Below are 18,390 nucleotides of genomic sequence, written 5' to 3'. Positions count from 1 at the left end.
GCTGTCCGGGGCCCGGGGAGACCGGGAGAGGAGCACGGCATGACCATCTCGGTGACGGTCTGGACCGAGTGCGGGCCGGACGACGCGGCGGTGTCCGCGGTCTACCCCGAGGGGATGCACGGCGCCATCGCCGGCGGGCTCGCCCCCCACGCGGACCTGCGCGTGCGCACGGCCACGATGGACGAGGAGGACCACGGGCTCGGCGGCACGGTGCTGGACGAGACCGACGTGCTGTTCTGGTGGGGCCACAACCGGCACGACGAGGTGGACGGCGGAATCGTGGCGCGGGTGCGCGCCCGGGTGCTGGAGGGCATGGGACTGGTCGCCCTCCACTCCAGCGCGGAGTCCGCGGTCTTCCGCTCCCTCATGGGCACCAGCGGCCGGATCTCCGGCTGGCGCCACGGCGACCGCGAGGTGGTGTGGACCGTCGACGTCACGCACCCCGTCGCCGCCGGGGTGCCGCAGCCGATGGTCATCCCCGAACAGGAGATGTACGCCGAGCCGTTCGACGTGCCCGCCCCCGACGAGCTGGTCTTCCTCTCCTCCTTCGCGGGCGGGGAGGTCTTCCGCAGCGGAATCGCCTGGCGGCGCGGGCTCGGCCGGGTCCTCTACTTCAGCCCCGGCCACGAGGAGTACCCCGTCTACCGCCGGGAGGACGTCCGCACCGTGCTGGCCAACGCGGCCTTCTGGGCGGCCGGGGCGGCCCGGACGGCCGGGAGCCCCGCCCCCGCCCCGGCGCCGCCCTGGACGTCGCGGCCGCGCGAGAGGGGATGGTACGAGCGGTGACGGTCGGGGCGGGCCGGCCCTCTGCGGGGCCGCGGGCGGTCAGCCGCGTTCCGGGAGCGGGTCGGCGAAGTGCCAGCCGCGGGCGAGGAGTTCGTCGACGGCGGTCACCGCCGTGCGCAGGCGCTCCTCGCGGGAGCCGGTCAGCACCAGGTGGGGCAGGCCGCGGCGGGCCAGTTCGGTGCGGAAGCGGCCGGTCATCCAGGCGCGCAGGTGCTCCCCGTCGCGCAGGCCGTCGTCCTCGAAGGGCACGCCGGTGTGGTCGGTGAGCAGCCACAGATGGTGGCGGCCGCGGGCGGCGACGGCCTCCACCCGGGGGCTGCGGCGGCCCGTGTAGCGCTCGTGCCAGACCGTGGTGGCCAGGGCGTCGGTGTCGCAGAACAGGACGGGGGAGCCGGCCCGCGCGGCGGCGTCCTCCTCGGCGAGCTGGCGCTCGGCGATCAGTTCGAACTCCTCCGGCTCCCAGACGGCCTCGCCGAAGGGGGCGCCGGGCCGCTCCGCCAGCAGCCGCGCGTACTTCTCCCCGCTGTACCGCCGCCCGTACTCGGGCACCCAGCCCGTCTCGGCCCACACCCCGCCGCGGGAGCGGTAGTGCCCGGCCAGGGCGCGGGAGAGGGTGGTGGTGCCGGTGGACTCCGCGCCCAGCACGACGACCCGGCGGGCCAGGGCCGCGCGTACGGGGGCGGCCAGGTGGGACCAGCAGCCGACGGGGTCCTCGCGCACGGCGGTGCCGGAGACCGGATGCGCGGCGCGGTCGGGGTCGACGGTGACCGCCGCCGCGCCGAAGCGGCGGCCGAGCTCGCGGCCGTACGCCTCGGAGGTGAAGACGGCGTCGACGGGATCGGGCACGGCGGCGCGGAAGACCGCCATGTGGGCGTCCCAGACGGCGGGGTCGGAGTAGTCGACGGGGACGTCGTCCACCGTGCCGACGACGTCTATCCCCTCCTCGGGATGCTCCTCGCGCATCCACGCCACCCGGTCGGCCAGCGGCACGGACTCCGCCGAGGAGGCGCACACCAGTACGGTGAGCCGGCGGCAGCGCGCGGCGGCGGTGCGGACCAGGTGGTGGTGGCCGGCGTGCGGCGGATAGAACTTGCCCAGCACCAGCCCGTGCCCGAACTCCTTCTCGCGCCCGCTCACGCCACGGCCTCCAGCGGGGGCACCCGGTCCGTGCGCCCCGTCAGCTCGCGCCGCCAGCCGAGCAGCCCGGTCACGCACAGGGCCATGAAGCCGACGTAGAGCAGCGAGGTCAGGTACAGCTCCTTGTGGGCGTACAGGGGGACGTAGACCACGTCGGCGGCGATCCACAGGTACCAGGACTCCACCTTCTTGCGGCACTGCCCGTAGGTGGCGGCCAGCGACAACGCGGTGGTGAGGGCGTCCCAGAAGGGCACGGTGGAGTCGGTGGCCCGGTCCAGCAGCACGGTCAGCGCGACGGTGACGGCCGCGGTGGCGGGGACCAGGACCCACCAGGTGCGCGCGCCGGTGCGGCTGACGGGCAGCCGGCCGGAGGCGGACTCCGGGCCGCCGGCCACCCAGGACCACCAGCCGTAGAGGGCCAGCGCGATGTAGACGGCCTGGAGCCCGGCGTCCGCGTACAGCCCGGCGCCGGCGAACAGGAGGATGAAGAACAGGTTGTTGGCGATGCCGATCGGCCAGTTGGCGATGTGCTGGCGGGCGACGAGCCACACGCACAGCGCCCCGCTGCCGAAGCCGAGCACCTCCACCCAGCTGACGGGGCTGCCCAGCAGGGTGAAGAGGGGCTGCTGGAGGGGGGCGAGCAGGTCCGCGACGGTGTCCACGCGGCGACCTCCTTAAATGTCAGATTGACGATAAGGGAGGCCGTGCACCGATGGCAAGCGGGTTGCCGGCGGCCGGGACGGGCGCGGGGACGGGGCGTACGGGCGCGCGCCCCTCCGCGGGCACGCCTGTGACGGGCGGCCCGCCCCGGACGACGCTCAGCGCAGGGTCGGCACCGCGCCGCACTCCACCGCCTCGACCCCGACGCCGGGCAGCCCCCCGCGCCACCGCCCGGCGATCTCCGCGACCCGGGCCGCGTCCGGCGGGGTGCGGCCCAGGCCGATCGCGTACCGCGCCAGTGCCGGGCCGGTCTCGAAGGGGCGGGGCCAGGCGTGTGCGTCCGCCGCCCCGGCCTCCTCGAAGGCGGTGAGCAGCGCCCGCATCCGGCCCCGGACGGCGCCCAGGACCTCCTCGAAATCCCCGTCCCCGGGCGGCGCCACCGTCACCACGGCCCATGCCGCGTGGCGGCGGTGCAGGGGCGGCGGGCGGAGCAGTTCGGACCAGGGGACGACGCCGCCGTCCGCCGCCGGCTCCAGGACCTCCCACGCCCGGTAGAGCTCCCGGACCAGCAGGTCGCGGCCGCCGGGGCCGACCTGCGCGGTGCAGGAGCGGACCGGCTCGGCCGGGGTCAGGACCGTCACCGCCGCGCGGGGGACCGGTGGCGCCTGTGCCAGGCCCACCGGCTCCCGCCAGTCCCAGGCGGCCCAGGTGCCGTAGAAGTGCCGCAGCAGATCGGTGTCGGACAGCTCCCCGGCCTCGCGCACCGTCACCGCCGCCAGAACGGCCCAGGCCAGGCCGGGCAGCCCGCCGAACGGCGCCGAGTCCAGGCCGCGCGCCCTCGCCCACGCCTTCACCCGCCGGGCCAGCCGGGCGAAGGCGGCGTGGCGGTCGCCGTCCGGGGTCCGTACGGCGGCGCGTACGGCGTCGGCGTCGCCGACCGCGCCCAGCGCGACCGCCGCCGCCCCGCCCAGCTCCGCGCGGCGCTCCACCGCATCGGCCGGGTCGAGCGGCCCGGTGGCGACCAGGGCCAGATCGACCTCCAGGTCGCCGACGGCCAGGCGCAGCCCCGGCACCCTGGCCCCGGTCACCTGCCGCACCCGGACGGCCTCCGGCAGCGCCGCCGCCACCCGGGCCCGGATCCCGGCCGTGTCGAGGGACTCCGCCGGGCCCGGCAGCGCGGCCACCAGGTCCAGGTCGGCCCCGGCCCCGGCGCAGCCCATGCGCCGCGACCCGGCGACGTGCACGGCGCCCTCGCCCAGCGCCCCGGCGACGCGCCACGCGGTCTCCCGCGCCCGCGCGCTCCGGGCGGGGGACTCGGCGGCAGGCTCGTCGGTCCCGCCGGACCCGTCGGCCCCGCCGGACCCGTCGGCCCCGCCGGACCCGTCGGCCCCGCCGGGCCCGGACTCCGGGAGCCAGCGCACCTCGCCCGTCCCCAGCGCGACCGAGGCCCGCGCCCGCATCGGCTCGCGGCCCCGGCGCGAGAGCAGCACCAGCTCCCCGACCCGCGCCGGGACGCCCCGGACGCCCTCCAGCCGGGCCTCGCACTCGGCGGCGACCCGCTGCGGGTCCGCCGTCCGGCCCAGCGTCAGATGCGGGGTGAAGCCCCTCCGGTGCCCCCGGCAGCGCGGGAACCGCTCCTCCAGCGCGCGCCGCAGCGCGGCCCACGGCTCCTCGCCGCCGGCCGCCGGATCGAGCCAGACGGTGGCGTCCTCGCGGTGCCCGAAGGTGTGCACCCCCTCCAGCCGCACGACGAACGGAGCCGTCCGGGCCACCGCGGCGGCCAGCAGCGGCGCGGCCCGCTCGAAGTCCGACTCCGGCACGAAGCCGAAGAGCACGTTGACGTGCGGCGGCCAGCGGTGGATCTGCGGGTCGTGCTCCCGGCGGATCCCCTGGAGCACCGGCCACAGTTCCCCGGGCGGTGTCCACGCCAGCGCCGTACGGGCCGTCGGCGCGGCGTCGAGGACGGCGGACCCGTCCCCGTCACCACCCCTGTCCCTGTCCCCGCCCCTGTCTCCCTCCGCGCCTTCGCCGCCCTCGCCGCCCAGCCGCAGCCGCGCCGCCACGCCGTAGTGGTCCGAGACGTACAGCCCCTGCCCGGCGGGCGCGGCGCCGAGCAGCACCGCCTCGGTCACGCGCGGGCCGTCGCCGCGCAGCAGGATCCGGTCCAGGCGGGAGGCCCGGCCGGTGAGCGAGGAGACGGCGGCCAGCGGGTTGGCGCCGGGGTCGAAGGTGGGGGTGCGGTCGTGCGGCCCGTGGACCTCCGTCCAGGCGTCCCGCAGGCCGAGCGCGGCGGCCGGGCCGGCCTCGCCGTCCGCGCCGTCGTTGAAGTCCCCCACCAGGACCAGCCCGGCGGCGCCGTCCGGACCTCCCCCCACCCCGGCCAGCCCCTCGGCGAGCCGCGCGAGTTCGGCGCTCCGGCGGGCCGGGCCGTCGGGGGAGTGGTCGCTGGTGAGGTGGGTGGCGGCGACCACGAGCGGGCCGGCGGCGGTCTCCACGGTGACGGCGGCGACGGCCTTGTGCGGGCTGAGGGCGTGCACCGCCGCCTCCCGCACCGGCAGCCGGCTGAGCAGCAGCAGACCGGTGTCGTCGACGTCCCGCCCGCGCGGGTCGGTGCCCAGGGTGTACCCGGCGCGCACCCAGGGGGCGTCCAGCAGCATGGCCAGCAGCCCGGCCTCGGCCTCCTGGAGCGCGATGACGTCGGCGTCCGCCTCCTCCAGCGCCGCCAGCAGCAGGGGGCGGCGGCGGGCGGTGTCGATGAGGTCGCTGTCGTAGCGGTCCCACAGGGTGTTCCAGGTCAGGACCCGGACGTCCCCCGTCCGGGAAGCGTCCGCGGGCCTCCCCCGGCCGCCGGCCGCGGGACGCCAGCCGGCGGCCGGGTCCCAGACGTGGGGCGTGCGGGAGGTGAAGAACGGCGCCCGCAGCAGGCGCGGGTCCCGTACGCGCCCGGCGGCGGACGTGCCGACGCGGTCCACGCCCGTGGCGCGGTCCCAGACCACCTCGCCGTCCGCCTCCACGAACAGGACGCGGTGCCAGGGGATGTCGCCGCCGGGGGTGAAGGCGGTCAGCGGCATGCGCTTGGGCGCGGCGCCGCGCCGGCGGATCCCCAGCACGAAGCGGGCCGGGTCCAGGCGCGGGTCCCAGCGGACCTGGTGGTAGACCTCCTCGCTGGTGCGCATCACCACTCCTCTCCGCCGGGCGCCGGGGCCAGCACGCCGTCGGCGTCCGCCACCGCCCCGTCCGCCCCGGCGTACCACGTGCGGTGCGCCTCACCCGGGTACGGCGGGGCGAAACGGCGCAGCTGGGCGGTGAGCACCCGCAGCGGCACCGGATGCGCGCGCACCGCGTTGCGCCGCTCCAGCTCCTCCTCGCCGACGAGGAGGACCGCGTGCGTGACCAGCGCGTCCCGGCGGCGCGCGACCGCGTGCACCCCGGAGCGCTGGTGCGGGGTGAGGGAGGTGGCGTCCCACACCACCGTCCCGCCGCCGGCGAGGGCCGCGTCGAGCCGGTCCAGCCCGTCGCGCAGGACCTCCCCGTCGTCCCGCCGGCCGGGCCGGGAGCCCCGCTCCCGGCGCAGGACGTCGAGGCAGACGTACGCGTCGGCGCCCGCGAGGCGCTCGGCGAAGGTGCTCTTGCCGCTGCCCGACGGCCCGGTCAGCTGGACCAGCCGGGGGAACGCCCCGGACCGCCACCGCCAGCTCGCCGCCACGGCCCCCCGCACGTCGGCGACGCGGCCGAGGGCGTACGACTCCCGCGCCTCGGCCCAGCACCGGTCGGCGGCGTCGGCGTCCAGGCCGGCCAGGGCCTCGCGCAGCCCCGCCCGCAGACCGGCGAGCGGCGCCTCGCCCAGCAGCCCGGCGGCCTCGGCGTGGAGCGCGGACCACTCCACCTGCTCGCGCGCCCCGGCCGCCTCCGCGTCCCCGCGCCCGGTGAGGACCGCGGCGGCGAGCGCGTGCAGCACGCCCAGGTCGGCGGCGTACGCCATGCGCACCAGCCCGGTCCGCCGCTCCTCGTCGGGGTGGGGGCGGTGCAGGCGGGGGTGGAGTCCGACGAGGTCGGCCACACGCCGGGCCAGCGGCATGCCCAGCGGCGCGGCGAGGCGGGCGGCCGTCGACGCCCGCGGCCTGTCGCGCAGCAGCGCGGCCAGTACGCCGGCCAGCCGGGCGTCACCGGTCCGCCCCAGCTCGTCGAGGCGCTCGGCGGCCCCGGCCACGACCGCCGCGGTCTGCTCGGCCTGCTCGTTCTTCCCGGCCTGCCCGTTCTTCCCGGCCTGCCCGGTCTTCCCGGCCTTCCCGGCCTTCCCGGCCTTCCCGGCCTTCCCGGTCTGCTCGGTCTGCCCGGTCTTCACGACCTGCTCGCCGTCCTCCGGCTCCGCGCCCACCGCCGCCGCCAGGGCGGACGCGTCGGGCGCCGCCCCGGACCGCACGGCCCACAGCGCGGCGGCCGGGCCCAGCCGGTTCTCCACGACGGGGGCGTACATCCAGTGCGTGCCCGTCCGCACGTGCCCGGGGCGCACCCACTTGGCCACGCGCAGTCCGAACTCCCCGCGCGCGAACCCCTCGGCGGTCCGTACGACGTACCCCTCCTGCCGTGCGGTCTCCGGGCGCAGGGCGCGCAGCGCCCGCTCGTCGAAGACGCCCCGCCACAGCACGCGCGGCACCGGTATCCCCAGGCGCCGCAGGAAGCGGACGGTGCGGTCCCAGTCCAGGCAGCGGTCGCCGTCGTCCCAGACCGAGAAGCCGTGGAAGAAGCCCTCCAGCTCCTCGTAGGCGATCGAGTGGCGCGCGTACAGGTTCTCCCCGCACACCCGCCAGCCCGGCGGTATCGCGGGACCGATCCGCCCCTGGAGCGCCTTCACCCAGGCGCGTGAGGGGTGGTGGGCGGAGTCCGGCGAGCGGGCGTGCAACCCGTCGCGGTAGAGGGTGGTGTTCTCCCCGTCGAGCTTCTCGGTGACCACCACCTCCGCGCCCCGCAGCCCCGCCGGGTCCGCGACGCGCACGTCGTCGGACGACGCCCCGGGCGACCACGGCAGATGCGGCGTACGGGGGTAGGGCACACGCATCTTCCGCTCCTGGCCGCGCTGTCGGGGACGCGGGTCACTGTAGGGAGCGCGGCGCGCGCCGATCCATCGAATAACCGCCGGCCGCGACCGGGTCAGCGGCCCCGCTCCGCCGCCAGGAGCGCCTCCTCGTCGGCGAGCGCGGCCGACCCCGGCGCCGTGCAGGCGTGGGCGCCCGCCACCGCGCCCAGACGGGCGCACTCCAGTACGTCCCTCCCGGCGAGCCTGCCGTACAGGAAGCCGCAGGCGAACGCGTCGCCCGCGCCGTTGGAGTCCACCACCGGCGCGGGCGGGACGGCCGCCGGGACGTGGTGGGGGACCGGACCGCCGTTCCGGACGAGGACGTAGGAGCCCTCCGCGCCCGCCGTGGCGACCACCGCCTCCGCCCGGCCCTCGCGCATGATCCGCCGCATCAGGTCGGGCGTGCCCTCGCCCGCGCCCGCCGCGCTGAGGAAGACGAGGTCGGAGCGGAGGGCGAACTCCCGGTGGTGGTCGGCCAGTCCGTCCCAGTCGTGCAGATCGGTGGAGACGGGGACGCCGAGGGCCTCGACGTCGTCGTAGAGGAAGCGCGCGAAGTGCGAGATGCACAGGTGGACGTGGCGGGCGCGCCGCAGGTGGGGGAGGTGGAAGTCCCGCGGCATCCGCAGGCCGGCCGGGTCGCGGCCGTCGTAGAAGGACATCCGGCGGCCGGCGGCGTCGACCAGGTTCACCGCGCGGCGGGTGCCGGCGGGGGAGACCAGGGGGAGGAACTCCACGCCCCCCTCGGCCATCCGCTCGCGCACCAGGGCGCCGGCCGGGTCGTCGCCGACGAAGTCCAGGAGCGCGACGCGCAGGCCGAGCGCCCGGGCGCCGAGGGCCACGTAGCCGCCGGTGTGGCCGGGGTGCTCCTCGATCGGGCCGACGGGGACGGAGTCGGCGAGGGGGACGGGCAGGGCGTCGACGCGGACGACGGTGTCCACCCCGCTGCCCCCGACCACCAGGACGTCGTACTCCGTGTGCCGTTCCGCCACCGCCGCGCCTCCCCGTCTCCGCCGTCCCCCCAGTATGGGTCCCGGCCCGCCCCGCCGCGGTGGGTCAGGACGCCGCGGGCCCCGCCGGCACGGGACCCGCCGCCAGGCCCGTGGGGCACACCACCGGGGTGCCGTGGACGGGGTCGGTGAGGATGGTGCTCTCCACGCCGTACAGGGTGCGCACCAGGGCGGGCGTCATGATCTCCGCCGGGGCGCCCCGCGCGACGATCCGCCCGTCCAGCATCGCCAGCAGGTGGTCGGCGTACCGGCAGGCGGTGGTCAGGTCGTGGAGGACGAGCACCACCGTGCGCCCCCGCGCGGCCAGGGAGCGGACCATCTCCAGCACCTCGAGCTGGTGGCCGATGTCCAGGGCGGAGGTCGGCTCGTCCAGCATGAGCACGGCGGTGTCCTGCGCCACCGCCATCGCGATCCAGGCGCGCTGCCGCTGGCCCCCGGAGAGCGTCTCCAGCGGACGGTCCGCCAGCTCCCGCAGGTCCGCCGCGTCCAGCGCCGCCTCCACCGCCTCGGCGTCCGCACGCGACCACTGGCGCAGCAGCCCCTGGTGGGGGCGGCGGCCGTAGCGCACCAGGTCGCGCACCGTCAGCCCGTCCGGCGCCGTGGCCGACTGCGGCAGCAGGCCGATGACGCGGGCCACCTCCCGGGTGGGGACGGAGGCGAGTTCCCGGCCGTCCAGCAGCACCGAGCCCCCGCGCGGCGCGAGGAGCCGCGCGAGCCCGCTGAGCAGCGTCGACTTGCCGCAGCCGTTGGGGCCGACGATCGCGGTGACCCGCTGCGGCGGCAGCTCGGCGTCCAGTTCCCGCACGACGGGCGTGCGTCCGTGGGCGAGGGTGAGGGAACGGGCCTCCAGGCGGTGGGCCCCGGCCGCGGCTCCGTCCGCGGTCTCGGGGGCGGTCTCGGGGGCGGGGCCGGCGGTGCCGGTCGCGGGTGTCGCGGCGTTCACGGGACTCTCCTCGTGCGGGTGGTGAGCAGCAGCCACAGCAGGTACGGGCCCCCGACGACGGCGGTGACCAGGCCCACGGGGATCTCCAGCGGCGCCATCGCGGTCCGGCCGACCAGGTCGGCCAGCAGCGTGAGGACGGCACCGGCCAGCGCGGACGTCAGGACGGGCACGGGGCCGGGCCCGGTCAGCCGCCGGGCCGCCTCGGGCGCGGCCAGGGCGATCATGCCCAGCGGCCCGGCGACGGCCACGGCCAGCCCCGCGCAGACGACGGAGGTGAGCAGCACCGCCGCGCGCAGGGACCGCACCCGCACGCCCAGGGAGGTGGCGACCGCGTCGGAGAAGCGGAGCACGCCCAGACGGCGGCCCAGGACCACCGCGAGCGGCAGGCAGAGCAGCAGCCCGGCCTCCAGCACCGTCACCGCCGTCTGCGAGCGGCCGTTGAGGGTGCCGACGGTCCAGGCGAACGCGGCGTTGGCCGCGTCGATCTCCGCCCGGGACAGGATCAGGTTCGTCACCGCGCCGAAGACCGCGCCCACGCCCATCCCCACGACCAGGAACCGGTAGCCGTGCCGTCCGGCCCCGCCGCTGAGCGCGAGGGTGAGCACGGCGGCCGTGGCCGCGCCGGTGAGGGCCGTCGCCGACGGCAGCAGGCTCGTGGGGACGGCGACGATCCCGGCGACGGCGAACGCGGTCGCGCCGTTGTTCAGGCCCACGGTGTCCGGGGTGGCCAGCCGGTTCCCCGAGAGCGTCTGCATCAGGCAGCCGGCCGCCCCCAGGGCCGCGCCGACCGCGATCCCGGCCTCGACCCGGGGCATGCGCAGCCGCTCGACGACCAGCAGGTCGCGCGGGCTTCCCTCCCCCAGCACCGCCGCGCGCAGGGCGTCCAGTGGGGCCACGGCGACCTCCCCGGCGGACAGGCACACCGCGCCCACCGCGACCAGGACCGCCGCGAGCACGGCGCCGGCGAGCAGCGGCCGGCGGGGCACGAGGACGGAGAGGCCGCCCGCGCCCAGGCGGAACGTGCCCGGCGGCGCGGCGGGCACGGACGGCACGGCGGCCACGGACGGCCCCTGCGGCTCCCGCGGCTCCCGCTGCGGAGGGACGAGCGCCCCGGCCGGGGTCTTCGGCCGGGTCTTCGGCGAGGTCCTCGGTGAAATCTTCGACGGGAGCTTCACAGTGCCGGCAACCTCGACGATCGGACGACGGCGACCAGGACCGGCGCGCCGAACAGCGCGGTCATCACGCCCAGCGGCATCTCGTACGGACGGACCACCAGCCGCGAGACGACGTCGGCGAGCAGGACCACGGCCGGGCCCAGCAGCACCGACACCCCCAGCAGCCGCCTCAGGTCCGGCCCGACCAGCGCCCGGGCCGCGAAGGGCACCACCAGGCCGACGAAGGCGACCGGACCGGCGACCGCGGTGGCCCCGCCGACCAGCAGGGCGACGGAGGCGACGGCCGCCGCGCGCACCCGGCGCGGGCGGTGGCCGAGCCCGGTGGCCACGTCGTCCCCGAGGGCGAGCGCGGACAGGGCGGGACCCACCGCGGCGGCCACGGCCAGGCCGACGAGCAGGACGGGCAGGACGGCCAGCAGGTCGCCGGTGCCGCGCCCGACGACCGACCCCACCGTCCAGAACCGGATCTCGTCCGCGGCCCGCTGATCGACCAGCAGCAGTACGGAGGAGGCCGCGCCCACCATCCCGCTGAACGCCGCGCCGGCCAGGACCAGCCGGACCGGGTCGTCGCCCGCGCCGCGCAGCCGGGCGGCCCCCAGGGCCAGCAGGCAGCCGGCCGCCGCGCCGAGCACGGCGGCGTACGGGCCCACGGTCGTGGCGCTCGCCCCGAGCACGATCGCCAGGACCACGGCGAAGGACGCCCCGGCGCTCACCCCGAGCAGCCCGGGTTCGGCCAGCGGATTGCGGGCGGTGGCCTGGAGCACGGCACCGGCGACGCCGAGCGCGGCGCCGACGGCGACCGCCACGGCGGTGCGCGGCAGCCGCAGTTCCAGCACGGTGAAGCGGGCGTCCGCGTCGCCGTCACCGCCTCCGAGGAGCACGGCGGCGGCCCGGGCGGGCCCGACGTCGCCGGCTCCTACGAGCAGGCTGGCCACCGCGACGGCCAGCAGTACGCCGGCCACCGGCAGCAGGCCGCGCAGCAGAACATAACGGAGCGTCACATGGCACCTTCTCGATGGTCGATACATGAGTTAGGTTAGCCTAAGCTCATCCGCTGGCACCAACCCCGTCCAGGAGGCGCGTCATGCCCAGCTTCCCCCTGCCCAGAACCGGCCGTTTCGTCCCGGCTTTCGCGGCATCCGCGCTGCTCATGGCGGTGAGCGCCTGCGGCGGTTCCGCATCGGGCGACGACGGCGCGGGCGGCGGGGCGGACGACGGGGCGCGGTCCACCCGCTCGGTGGAGACCGCCTTCGGTGTGGTGGAGGTTCCGGCCGAGCCCCGGCGCGTCGTCGCTCTCGGTGACACCTCCCTGGACACCGCCCTGTACCTCGGCGTCGAACCGGTCGGCACGAGCAGCGCCCGCGGCGCGGACGCCGCCCCCGGCTACCTGGGGGAGAAGGCGGCGTCCGTCCCGCTGGTCGCCACCGTGAACGAGCCGAACATCGAGGCGATCCTCAAGGCCGGCCCCGACCTGATCCTCGCCTCGCCGAGGATGGAGAAGTCCCAGTACGAGGCCCTCAAGGCCGTGGCGCCCACCGTCGTCCCGGAGAGCGGGGACTGGAAGCGGCCGGCGGAGACCTACGCCGAGGCCCTGGGCGAGAAGGAGGCGTTCGACGAGAGGATCGGCGCCCTGCTGGACCGCGCGGCCGGCGCCGCGGGCGGGAAGGACCCGGGCACGGCCGTGGTGGTCCGCTGGATGCCCGCCGGCCCCATGGCGATGAACGCCGCCAACATGCCCAGCTCCCTGCTGAAGGAGGCGGGCGCCACCGTCATGCCGATCGCGCAGGAGCTCAAGAGCCCCCACTCCGACCCGCTCTCCCTGGAGAACCTCGGCGAGATCGACGCCGACCGCGTCTTCGTCGCCACCCTCAACGCCGAGGGCGAGAAGGCCCTGGAGGCCGCGAAGGAGCAGAAGGCCTTCACCCGGCTGAAGGCGGTGGAGAACGGTGCGGTCAGCGGCGTCGACGGCCAGGTGTGGAGCAGCAGCGCCGGACCGTTCGCGATGGAGAAGGTCGTCGACGACATCGAGGCCGCGTACGGCGGGTGAGCCCGGCCGCGCCGCCGCGCCGTCCGGACGCCCGTCCCCGAGCCCTCCCCACCGGTGGCCGCCGGACTGCGACCGTCGGGCTGCGACCGCCGGTCCGGGCGATCCCCGGACCGGCGGGGCCCCTTGCCCGCACGGGCGTCCGCCCGCTAGGTTCCGCGTCGACTCGTCTCACCCCACGACGGGGCCACGGCCGGGGGGGCACGCGCATGACGCACACCGGGGGGCGGGACCGCACCGCCCCGGTCCCTTCCGGCTTCGAGTCCCCGGCCGTCGTGGACGGCGGCCTCCCGGTCTTCCACGAGCGCCTCAAGGACGAGCTGACCTTCCCCCTCGCCTGGGGCGCCTCCCCGATCCGGGACTTCCGCACCTGGCGCCGCACCGCCCGCGCCACGGTCGAGGAGCACCTCCTCCAGCCGCCCGACCACACCCCGTTCGCCCCCGAGACCACCGACGAGCGGCGGGCCGAGGGCTACCGCCGCCGAATCGTCCTGTTCAACGTGACGCGCTTCAGCCGGGTGCGCGCGCTGATGCTGCTGCCGGAGGGGAAGGGCCCGCACCCGGCGGTGCTCCTGCTGCACGACCACGGCTCGCGGTTCGACATCGGCAAGGAGAAGCTCGTACGGCCCTGGTACGACGGGACGCGGCTGTCCTCGGCGAGCGCCTGGGCGGACCGGCACTTCGGCGGACGCTTCGTCGGCGACGAACTCGCCCGCCGCGGCTGGGCCGTACTCGCCGTCGACGCCCCGGGCTGGGGCGATCGCTCCGGACTGACGTACGAGGGCCAGCAGGCCCTGGCGAGCAACCTGTTCAACCTCGGCTCCTCACCGGCCGGCCTCATGGCCCGCGAGGACCAGCGCGCCGCCGCCTTCCTCGCCTCCCTCCCCGACGTGGACGGGGAACGGGTCGCGGCGCTGGGCTTCTCCATGGGCGCCTACCGGGCCTGGCAGGTGGCCGCCCTCTCCGACCACGTCCGCGCGGCGGTGGCCGCCTGCTGGATGACGGGGCTGAAGGAGATGATGGCGCCGGGCGACAACACCCTGCGGGGCCAGTCCGCCTACTTCATGCTCCACCCCGGCCTCCCGCGCCACCTGGACATCCCCGACGTGGCGAGCATCGCCGCCCCCAAGCCCCTCCACTTCACCGACGGCGCGGACGACCCGCTGTTCACCGCCGCCGGAGTGGAGACGGCGTACCGCAAGCTGCGCGCGGTCTGGCACTCGCAGGACGCGGGGGAGCGGCTGCACACGGAGGTCCGCCCCGGCCTCGGGCACGTCTTCACCCCCGGGATGCAGGACGACGCCTTCGCCTGGCTGGACCGGTGGACGGGGCGGGGACGGGAGGGGTAGGCCGTGCCGTGCCGGGGCCGCCGCACCCCGTGCCCCGCGCCACAGCGGTGCCGGTGGCGCCCGGCCCGCTCCGGGCGGAGGCGTACGCGTCGGCCGGGAGGACTTCCTCGACCCCCCGCTCGCCGAGGCGCACCGGCAGTCGTTCGGTAGTGTGCCCGTCCGGGGAGGGCCCGGGCGGCTGCTGCCGGGCGGCGACGGCGGCGACAGCCGTGGACGCGTCGTCCCATGACCACGGACATCGGCACAGCCTCCGGCCCCTGCCCCCGGAGGGCGGAGCACGAGACGGACGGGGGAACACCGATGACGGCCGACCACGCCATACCCGGAACCGGAGGCGGCCCGCCGCCGGGGAGCGACACGGTCATCGACGTGCGGGAGCTGCGGATGCGCTACCGCAGCCAGGACGTGCTGAAGGGAGTGGGCTTCACAGCCCGGCGGGGCGAAGTCGTCGTGCTGCTCGGTCCGAACGGCGCGGGCAAGACGACCACGATCGAGGTCCTGGAAGGCTTCCGGATGCGCTCGGCCGGCGACGTGACCGTCCTCGGCGCCGATCCGGCTCACGGGGACGAACGGTGGCGTGCGCGCCTGGGCATCGTGTTGCAGTCCTGGCGCGACCACGGCAAGTGGCGGGTACGGGAGCTGCTGGCCCACCTGGGCGCCTACTACGCGCCGTACTCCACCGCCCTCGTGCGACGGCCGTGGGACGTCGACGAGCTCATCGCCGCCGTGGGGCTGACCGAGCAGGCGCACAAGCGGGTCGGAACCCTGTCGGGCGGGCAGCGCAGGCGTCTCGACGTGGCCGTCGGCATCGTGGGCAGGCCCGAGCTCCTGTTCCTGGACGAGCCGACGGCCGGTCTGGACCCGGAGGCCAGGAACGAGTTCCACGGCCTGGTGCGCGGGCTCGCGAACGAGGACACCACCGTTCTGATGACCACGCACGACCTCGCCGAGGCGGAGAAGCTCGCCGACCGGATCCTCATCCTGGCCGGCGGCCGGATCGTGGCCGACGGCCCGGCCGCGGAGCTGTCCCGGCAGGCGTCGGCCGAGGCCACCGTGCGCTGGACGCTGGACGGACGGCCCTTCGAGCAGGCGACGGCCGAGCCCACCCGGTTCGTCCGCCGGCTGTTCGAGGAGCACGGCGACGCGGTCGGCGGGCTGGAGGTGCGCCGGGCGAGCCTGGAGGACACGTACCTGACGATGGTGCGAGAGCTGGAGGCGGAGGGCGCCCCCGGCGAGCGGGCGGCAGACGTCTTCGGGAAGGGGACGCGATGAGTCCGGTGTGGTACGCGGCGAGGACGGGGCTGCGGCGCGGCTGGACGGAGCTCAGGCAGACCTTCACCAGCGGCCAGGACGTGTTCGGGTACGTGCTCTGGACGGTCCTGCTCATCGTGCCGCTGTTCCTGGCCGGGGACGATCGGCTGGAGGGCGCGGGCATCTCGGCGGGGGCGTTCATGCTGCCGAGCATGCTGGGGATGACCCTCGCGTTCACCGGGATGATGACCACGGCGCAGCTGCTCGCGACCGAGCGCGAGGACGGCACGCTGCTGCGGGCCAAGGCCGTGCCCCACGGCATGGTCGGCCATCTGGTCGGCAAGGTCGTCATGGTGTCGGGTATGGCCCTCGTCTCCATGGCGCTCCCCTTCGCCGCCGGTGTGTTCCTGGTCGACGGGGTCGCGCAGCGGGGCGGAGGAACGCTGCTGACGCTGGTGTGGGTGGTGCCGCTGGGTCTCCTGGCGACCCTGCCGATGGGCGCTGTCGTCGGCTCACTCGTCACCAGCCCCCGCACCGTCGGGCTGATGATGCTTCCGGTGATGGGGCTCGTCGTGGTCTCCGGGATCTACTTCCCTCTGTCGAAGCTGCCCGAGTGGCTGCAGATCGTCGGGCAGGTCTTCCCCGTGTACTGGCTCGGCCTCGGTCTCCGGGCCGCGCTGCTGCCGGCCGACGCGGTCGCCGCCGAGATCGGCGAATCCTGGCGGCACCTGGAGACGGTGGGCGTCCTGGGCGCCTGGGCGGTCGCCGGGCTGCTCCTCGCACCGCCCGTTCTGCGCAGGATGGCCCGCCGCGAGTCCGGGGCCGCGATGGCGGAGCGGCACCGGAAGGCGATGCAGCGGGTCGGTTAGCGATGCGCCGGGCATGCGGCCCGGCGGAGCCGGACGGTCGGGACCCACTCCTGGTCGGGCGGGGAACCGAAGCGGCTCCGGCCGGGCGCTTTCCCGAACTCCGGTCCGTCGCCGCCGGGATGGAAGGGGACCACCGACCGGTGGGCTCGCTCCTGCGCACCACGGCAGACGGGCGGGGCGTGCCGTGTCCCGGAAGGGCTTCGGCAGCCGGGCGGCGACCCGGGTGAGGGGGCGCTCGGCCGGGCGCTCGCCGCGTTCGGCGCGTTCGGCGGGGCGCCGTGGCCGGCGGGGCCCCGCCGCTGCTGCGGCCTGTGCGTCATGCGTCCCGTGCGGAACCGGTCTCGCTCCGCGCGCGTCGGTGCGTGGACACGCCCGGCGGGCGAACCCCGAGGCGTGCGTCCGGGGGAGGTGGGAGGGTGGGATGTGCGGGGGCCGGTCATCGCGCGTTGATCGGACGTTGATGGTTCGTTGATCGGCACTCGGCAGGGTGGCCGCATGGCAATCGATTACTCCGGTCCGGTCAGGCAGTTGCCCGGATGGTGGGAGCGCGCGCTGTGCGCGCAGATCGGCTCCGAGCCCTTCTTCCCGGAACCGGGCAGGACACCCGTGGACGCCAAGAAGATCTGTCAGTCGTGCGAGGGGCGCATCGAGTGTCTGGAGTACGCCCTCACCAACGACGAGCGCTACGGGGTGTGGGGCGGGCTGTCGGAGGAGGAGCGGCGCAGACTCAGGCGCAGCGCCTGACGGCCGAGCGGAGCCGGGCGGGGGGACGGACGGGGAGAGCGGGGGGACGGGGGAGGGGCGGCGCGGTGTCCGACGCGTGTGGGGGCGCGTCGGGCACCGCGCCGGGCGGTGCGGCAGCCGTCGCCGTCGGCGGCGTCCGCAGTGGGGCTGCGGACGCGGGGCGCACGCGCCGCGCCGGACCGGTCCGTCCAGGCTGCGGACCGGTCCGGCGACGCGGGTCCGCGCCGTGATCGCGCCCGGGCCGCGGACGGGACTGTGGACGGGGTCGGAGGTGGGGCCGTGGACGGGATCGCGGACGGGACCGGGGCGCGGCCTCCCGCCGCCACCCGGAAAAGCCGTTGTCCGTCCGGCGGCGGACGGGTAGGAAGGGGCGCATGACTGCTCTCGGCGCGGTGTTCCGGCCCCAACTGCCCCCCGAACGACTGCGGGACGTGGCCCGCGCGGCGGAGGAGGCGGGCCTGGAGGAGCTGTGGCTCTGGGAGGACTGCTTCCTGGAGAGCGGCATCGCCACCGCCGCCGCGGCCCTGGCCTGGACGGAGAGGCTGCGCGTCGGGGTCGGGCTGCTGCCGGTGCCCCTGCGGAACGTCGCGCTGACGGCGATGGAGGCCGCCACCCTGCACCGGCTGTTCCCCGGCCGCTTCGCGCTGGGCGTCGGCCACGGCGTACAGGCGTGGATGGGGCAGGTCGGGGCGCGGGCGGAGTCGCCCATGACGCTGCTGCGCGAGTACCTCGACGCGCTGCGGGCGCTGCTGCGCGGCGAGCGGGTCACCACCGAGGGGCGTTACGTACGGCTCGACGGCGTCGCCCTCGACTGGCCGCCGCCGGTGCCGCCCGCCGTGCTCGCCGGGGCGACCGGGCCGCGTACGCTGCGGCTGTCCGGCGAGGCCGCCGACGGGACGATCCTGGACGCCGCCGCCTCGCTCGACGCGGTACGGCGGGCCCGGCGGGTCGTCGACGAGGCGCGGGAGGCGGTGGGGCGCGCCGGGCGGCACGAGGTGGTCGTCTACCTCCACACCGCCACCGGGGCCGACGCGCGGGAGCGCCTCGCGGCCGAGCTCGGCCGCGGAAGTGGCGCCCCGGCCCCTGCACCGACATCGACACTGACACTGACACCGGCACCGGACCTGGGCGTGGCCGGGGACGCGGCGGCGGTCGCGGAAGCGGTGCGGCGGCTGGCGGAGGCGGGGGCCGACACCGTCGTCCTCCAGCCCACCGCCGACGAGCCCGACCCCGAGGGCTTTGTGCGCTTCGCCGCCGAGGAGGTCCGCCCGCTCGTGCCCTGAACGGAGCAGGCGGGGAGGCGGAACCGCGCGGCCGGTGTGCCGGTGAATCCTCCCCGGGAGAGGGG

15 protein-coding genes are annotated in these 18,390 nt (G+C 76.8%); 7 read left to right on the top strand and 8 right to left on the bottom strand.

The genetic code is table 11. From position 1 onward, the window contains the following. The first annotated feature begins 39 nt into the window (after positions 1 to 39). A complete protein-coding gene (locus tag QC029_RS03805; RefSeq protein ID WP_279553896.1) occupies positions 40 to 786 on the top strand; it encodes a ThuA domain-containing protein in 747 nt (248 codons plus the stop codon). 39 nt (positions 787 to 825) lie between these two features. Here QC029_RS03805 and QC029_RS03800 read toward each other — a convergent pair whose 3' ends face one another. From QC029_RS03800 to QC029_RS03765, 8 genes are all read right to left on the bottom strand, one after another. Beyond that, complete coding sequence (locus QC029_RS03800) at positions 826 to 1,923, bottom strand: AAA family ATPase (protein WP_279553894.1); 1,098 nt, start codon at positions 1,921 to 1,923, stop codon at positions 826 to 828. Further along, positions 1,920 to 2,585 (bottom strand): nicotinamide riboside transporter PnuC, encoded by a 666-nt coding sequence (pnuC, locus tag QC029_RS03795; protein WP_279553893.1) that lies wholly within the window; start codon positions 2,583 to 2,585, stop codon positions 1,920 to 1,922. Before pnuC ends, QC029_RS03800 begins: the two co-directional genes overlap by 4 nt. Positions 2,586 to 2,741: 156 nt before the next feature. Beyond that, positions 2,742 to 5,759, bottom strand: coding sequence for a poly(A) polymerase (locus tag QC029_RS03790; protein ID WP_279553891.1), 3,018 nt, complete (start codon positions 5,757 to 5,759; stop codon positions 2,742 to 2,744). Then, positions 5,759 to 7,642, bottom strand: a complete 1,884-nt coding sequence (locus tag QC029_RS03785) for an RNA ligase family protein (protein ID WP_279553890.1) — start codon at positions 7,640 to 7,642, stop codon at positions 5,759 to 5,761. The genes QC029_RS03790 and QC029_RS03785 overlap by 1 nt, the downstream gene beginning before the upstream one ends. A 92-nt stretch (positions 7,643 to 7,734) precedes the next feature. Beyond that, positions 7,735 to 8,649, bottom strand: coding sequence for a carbohydrate kinase family protein (locus QC029_RS03780; RefSeq protein ID WP_279553889.1), 915 nt, complete (start codon positions 8,647 to 8,649; stop codon positions 7,735 to 7,737). A 64-nt stretch (positions 8,650 to 8,713) separates the two neighbouring features. Beyond that, positions 8,714 to 9,517, bottom strand: a complete 804-nt coding sequence (locus QC029_RS03775; protein WP_279553966.1) for an ABC transporter ATP-binding protein — start codon at positions 9,515 to 9,517, stop codon at positions 8,714 to 8,716. A gap of 89 nt (positions 9,518 to 9,606) precedes the next feature. Continuing rightward, positions 9,607 to 10,671 (bottom strand): iron ABC transporter permease, encoded by a 1,065-nt coding sequence (locus QC029_RS03770; protein WP_279553888.1) that lies wholly within the window; start codon positions 10,669 to 10,671, stop codon positions 9,607 to 9,609. Between the two features lie 110 nt (positions 10,672 to 10,781). Further along, a complete protein-coding gene (locus QC029_RS03765) occupies positions 10,782 to 11,786 on the bottom strand; it encodes an iron ABC transporter permease (protein WP_279553887.1) in 1,005 nt (334 codons plus the stop codon). 83 nt (positions 11,787 to 11,869) lie between these two features. On the opposite strand from QC029_RS03765, the gene QC029_RS03760 reads away from it, so the two are divergent. The 6 genes from QC029_RS03760 (at position 11,870) to QC029_RS03735 (ending at position 18,325) form a co-directional block, all read left to right on the top strand. Continuing rightward, positions 11,870 to 12,832, top strand: coding sequence for an iron-siderophore ABC transporter substrate-binding protein (locus QC029_RS03760; RefSeq protein WP_279553886.1), 963 nt, complete (start codon positions 11,870 to 11,872; stop codon positions 12,830 to 12,832). A 206-nt stretch (positions 12,833 to 13,038) separates the two neighbouring features. Continuing rightward, positions 13,039 to 14,178, top strand: coding sequence for an alpha/beta fold hydrolase (locus QC029_RS03755; RefSeq protein ID WP_279553885.1), 1,140 nt, complete (start codon positions 13,039 to 13,041; stop codon positions 14,176 to 14,178). Between the two features lie 384 nt (positions 14,179 to 14,562). Continuing rightward, positions 14,563 to 15,450, top strand: coding sequence for an ABC transporter ATP-binding protein (locus QC029_RS03750; protein WP_336621556.1), 888 nt, complete (start codon positions 14,563 to 14,565; stop codon positions 15,448 to 15,450). Then, a complete protein-coding gene (locus tag QC029_RS03745) occupies positions 15,447 to 16,298 on the top strand; it encodes an ABC transporter permease (protein ID WP_279553883.1) in 852 nt (283 codons plus the stop codon). Before QC029_RS03750 ends, QC029_RS03745 begins: the two co-directional genes overlap by 4 nt. A 495-nt stretch (positions 16,299 to 16,793) precedes the next feature. Next, positions 16,794 to 17,042 (top strand): WhiB family transcriptional regulator, encoded by a 249-nt coding sequence (locus tag QC029_RS03740; RefSeq protein ID WP_279553882.1) that lies wholly within the window; start codon positions 16,794 to 16,796, stop codon positions 17,040 to 17,042. A gap of 374 nt (positions 17,043 to 17,416) precedes the next feature. Further along, positions 17,417 to 18,325, top strand: a complete 909-nt coding sequence (locus QC029_RS03735; RefSeq protein WP_279553881.1) for an LLM class flavin-dependent oxidoreductase — start codon at positions 17,417 to 17,419, stop codon at positions 18,323 to 18,325. The last annotated feature ends 65 nt before the right edge of the window (positions 18,326 to 18,390 follow it).

Source organism: Streptomyces sp. DH37, from assembly GCF_029813835.1.
GTDB lineage: Bacteria > Actinomycetota > Actinomycetes > Streptomycetales > Streptomycetaceae > Streptomyces.
Note: the sequence above shows the minus strand (reverse complement) of the source record. Positions and strands in the feature narration are given on the sequence as shown.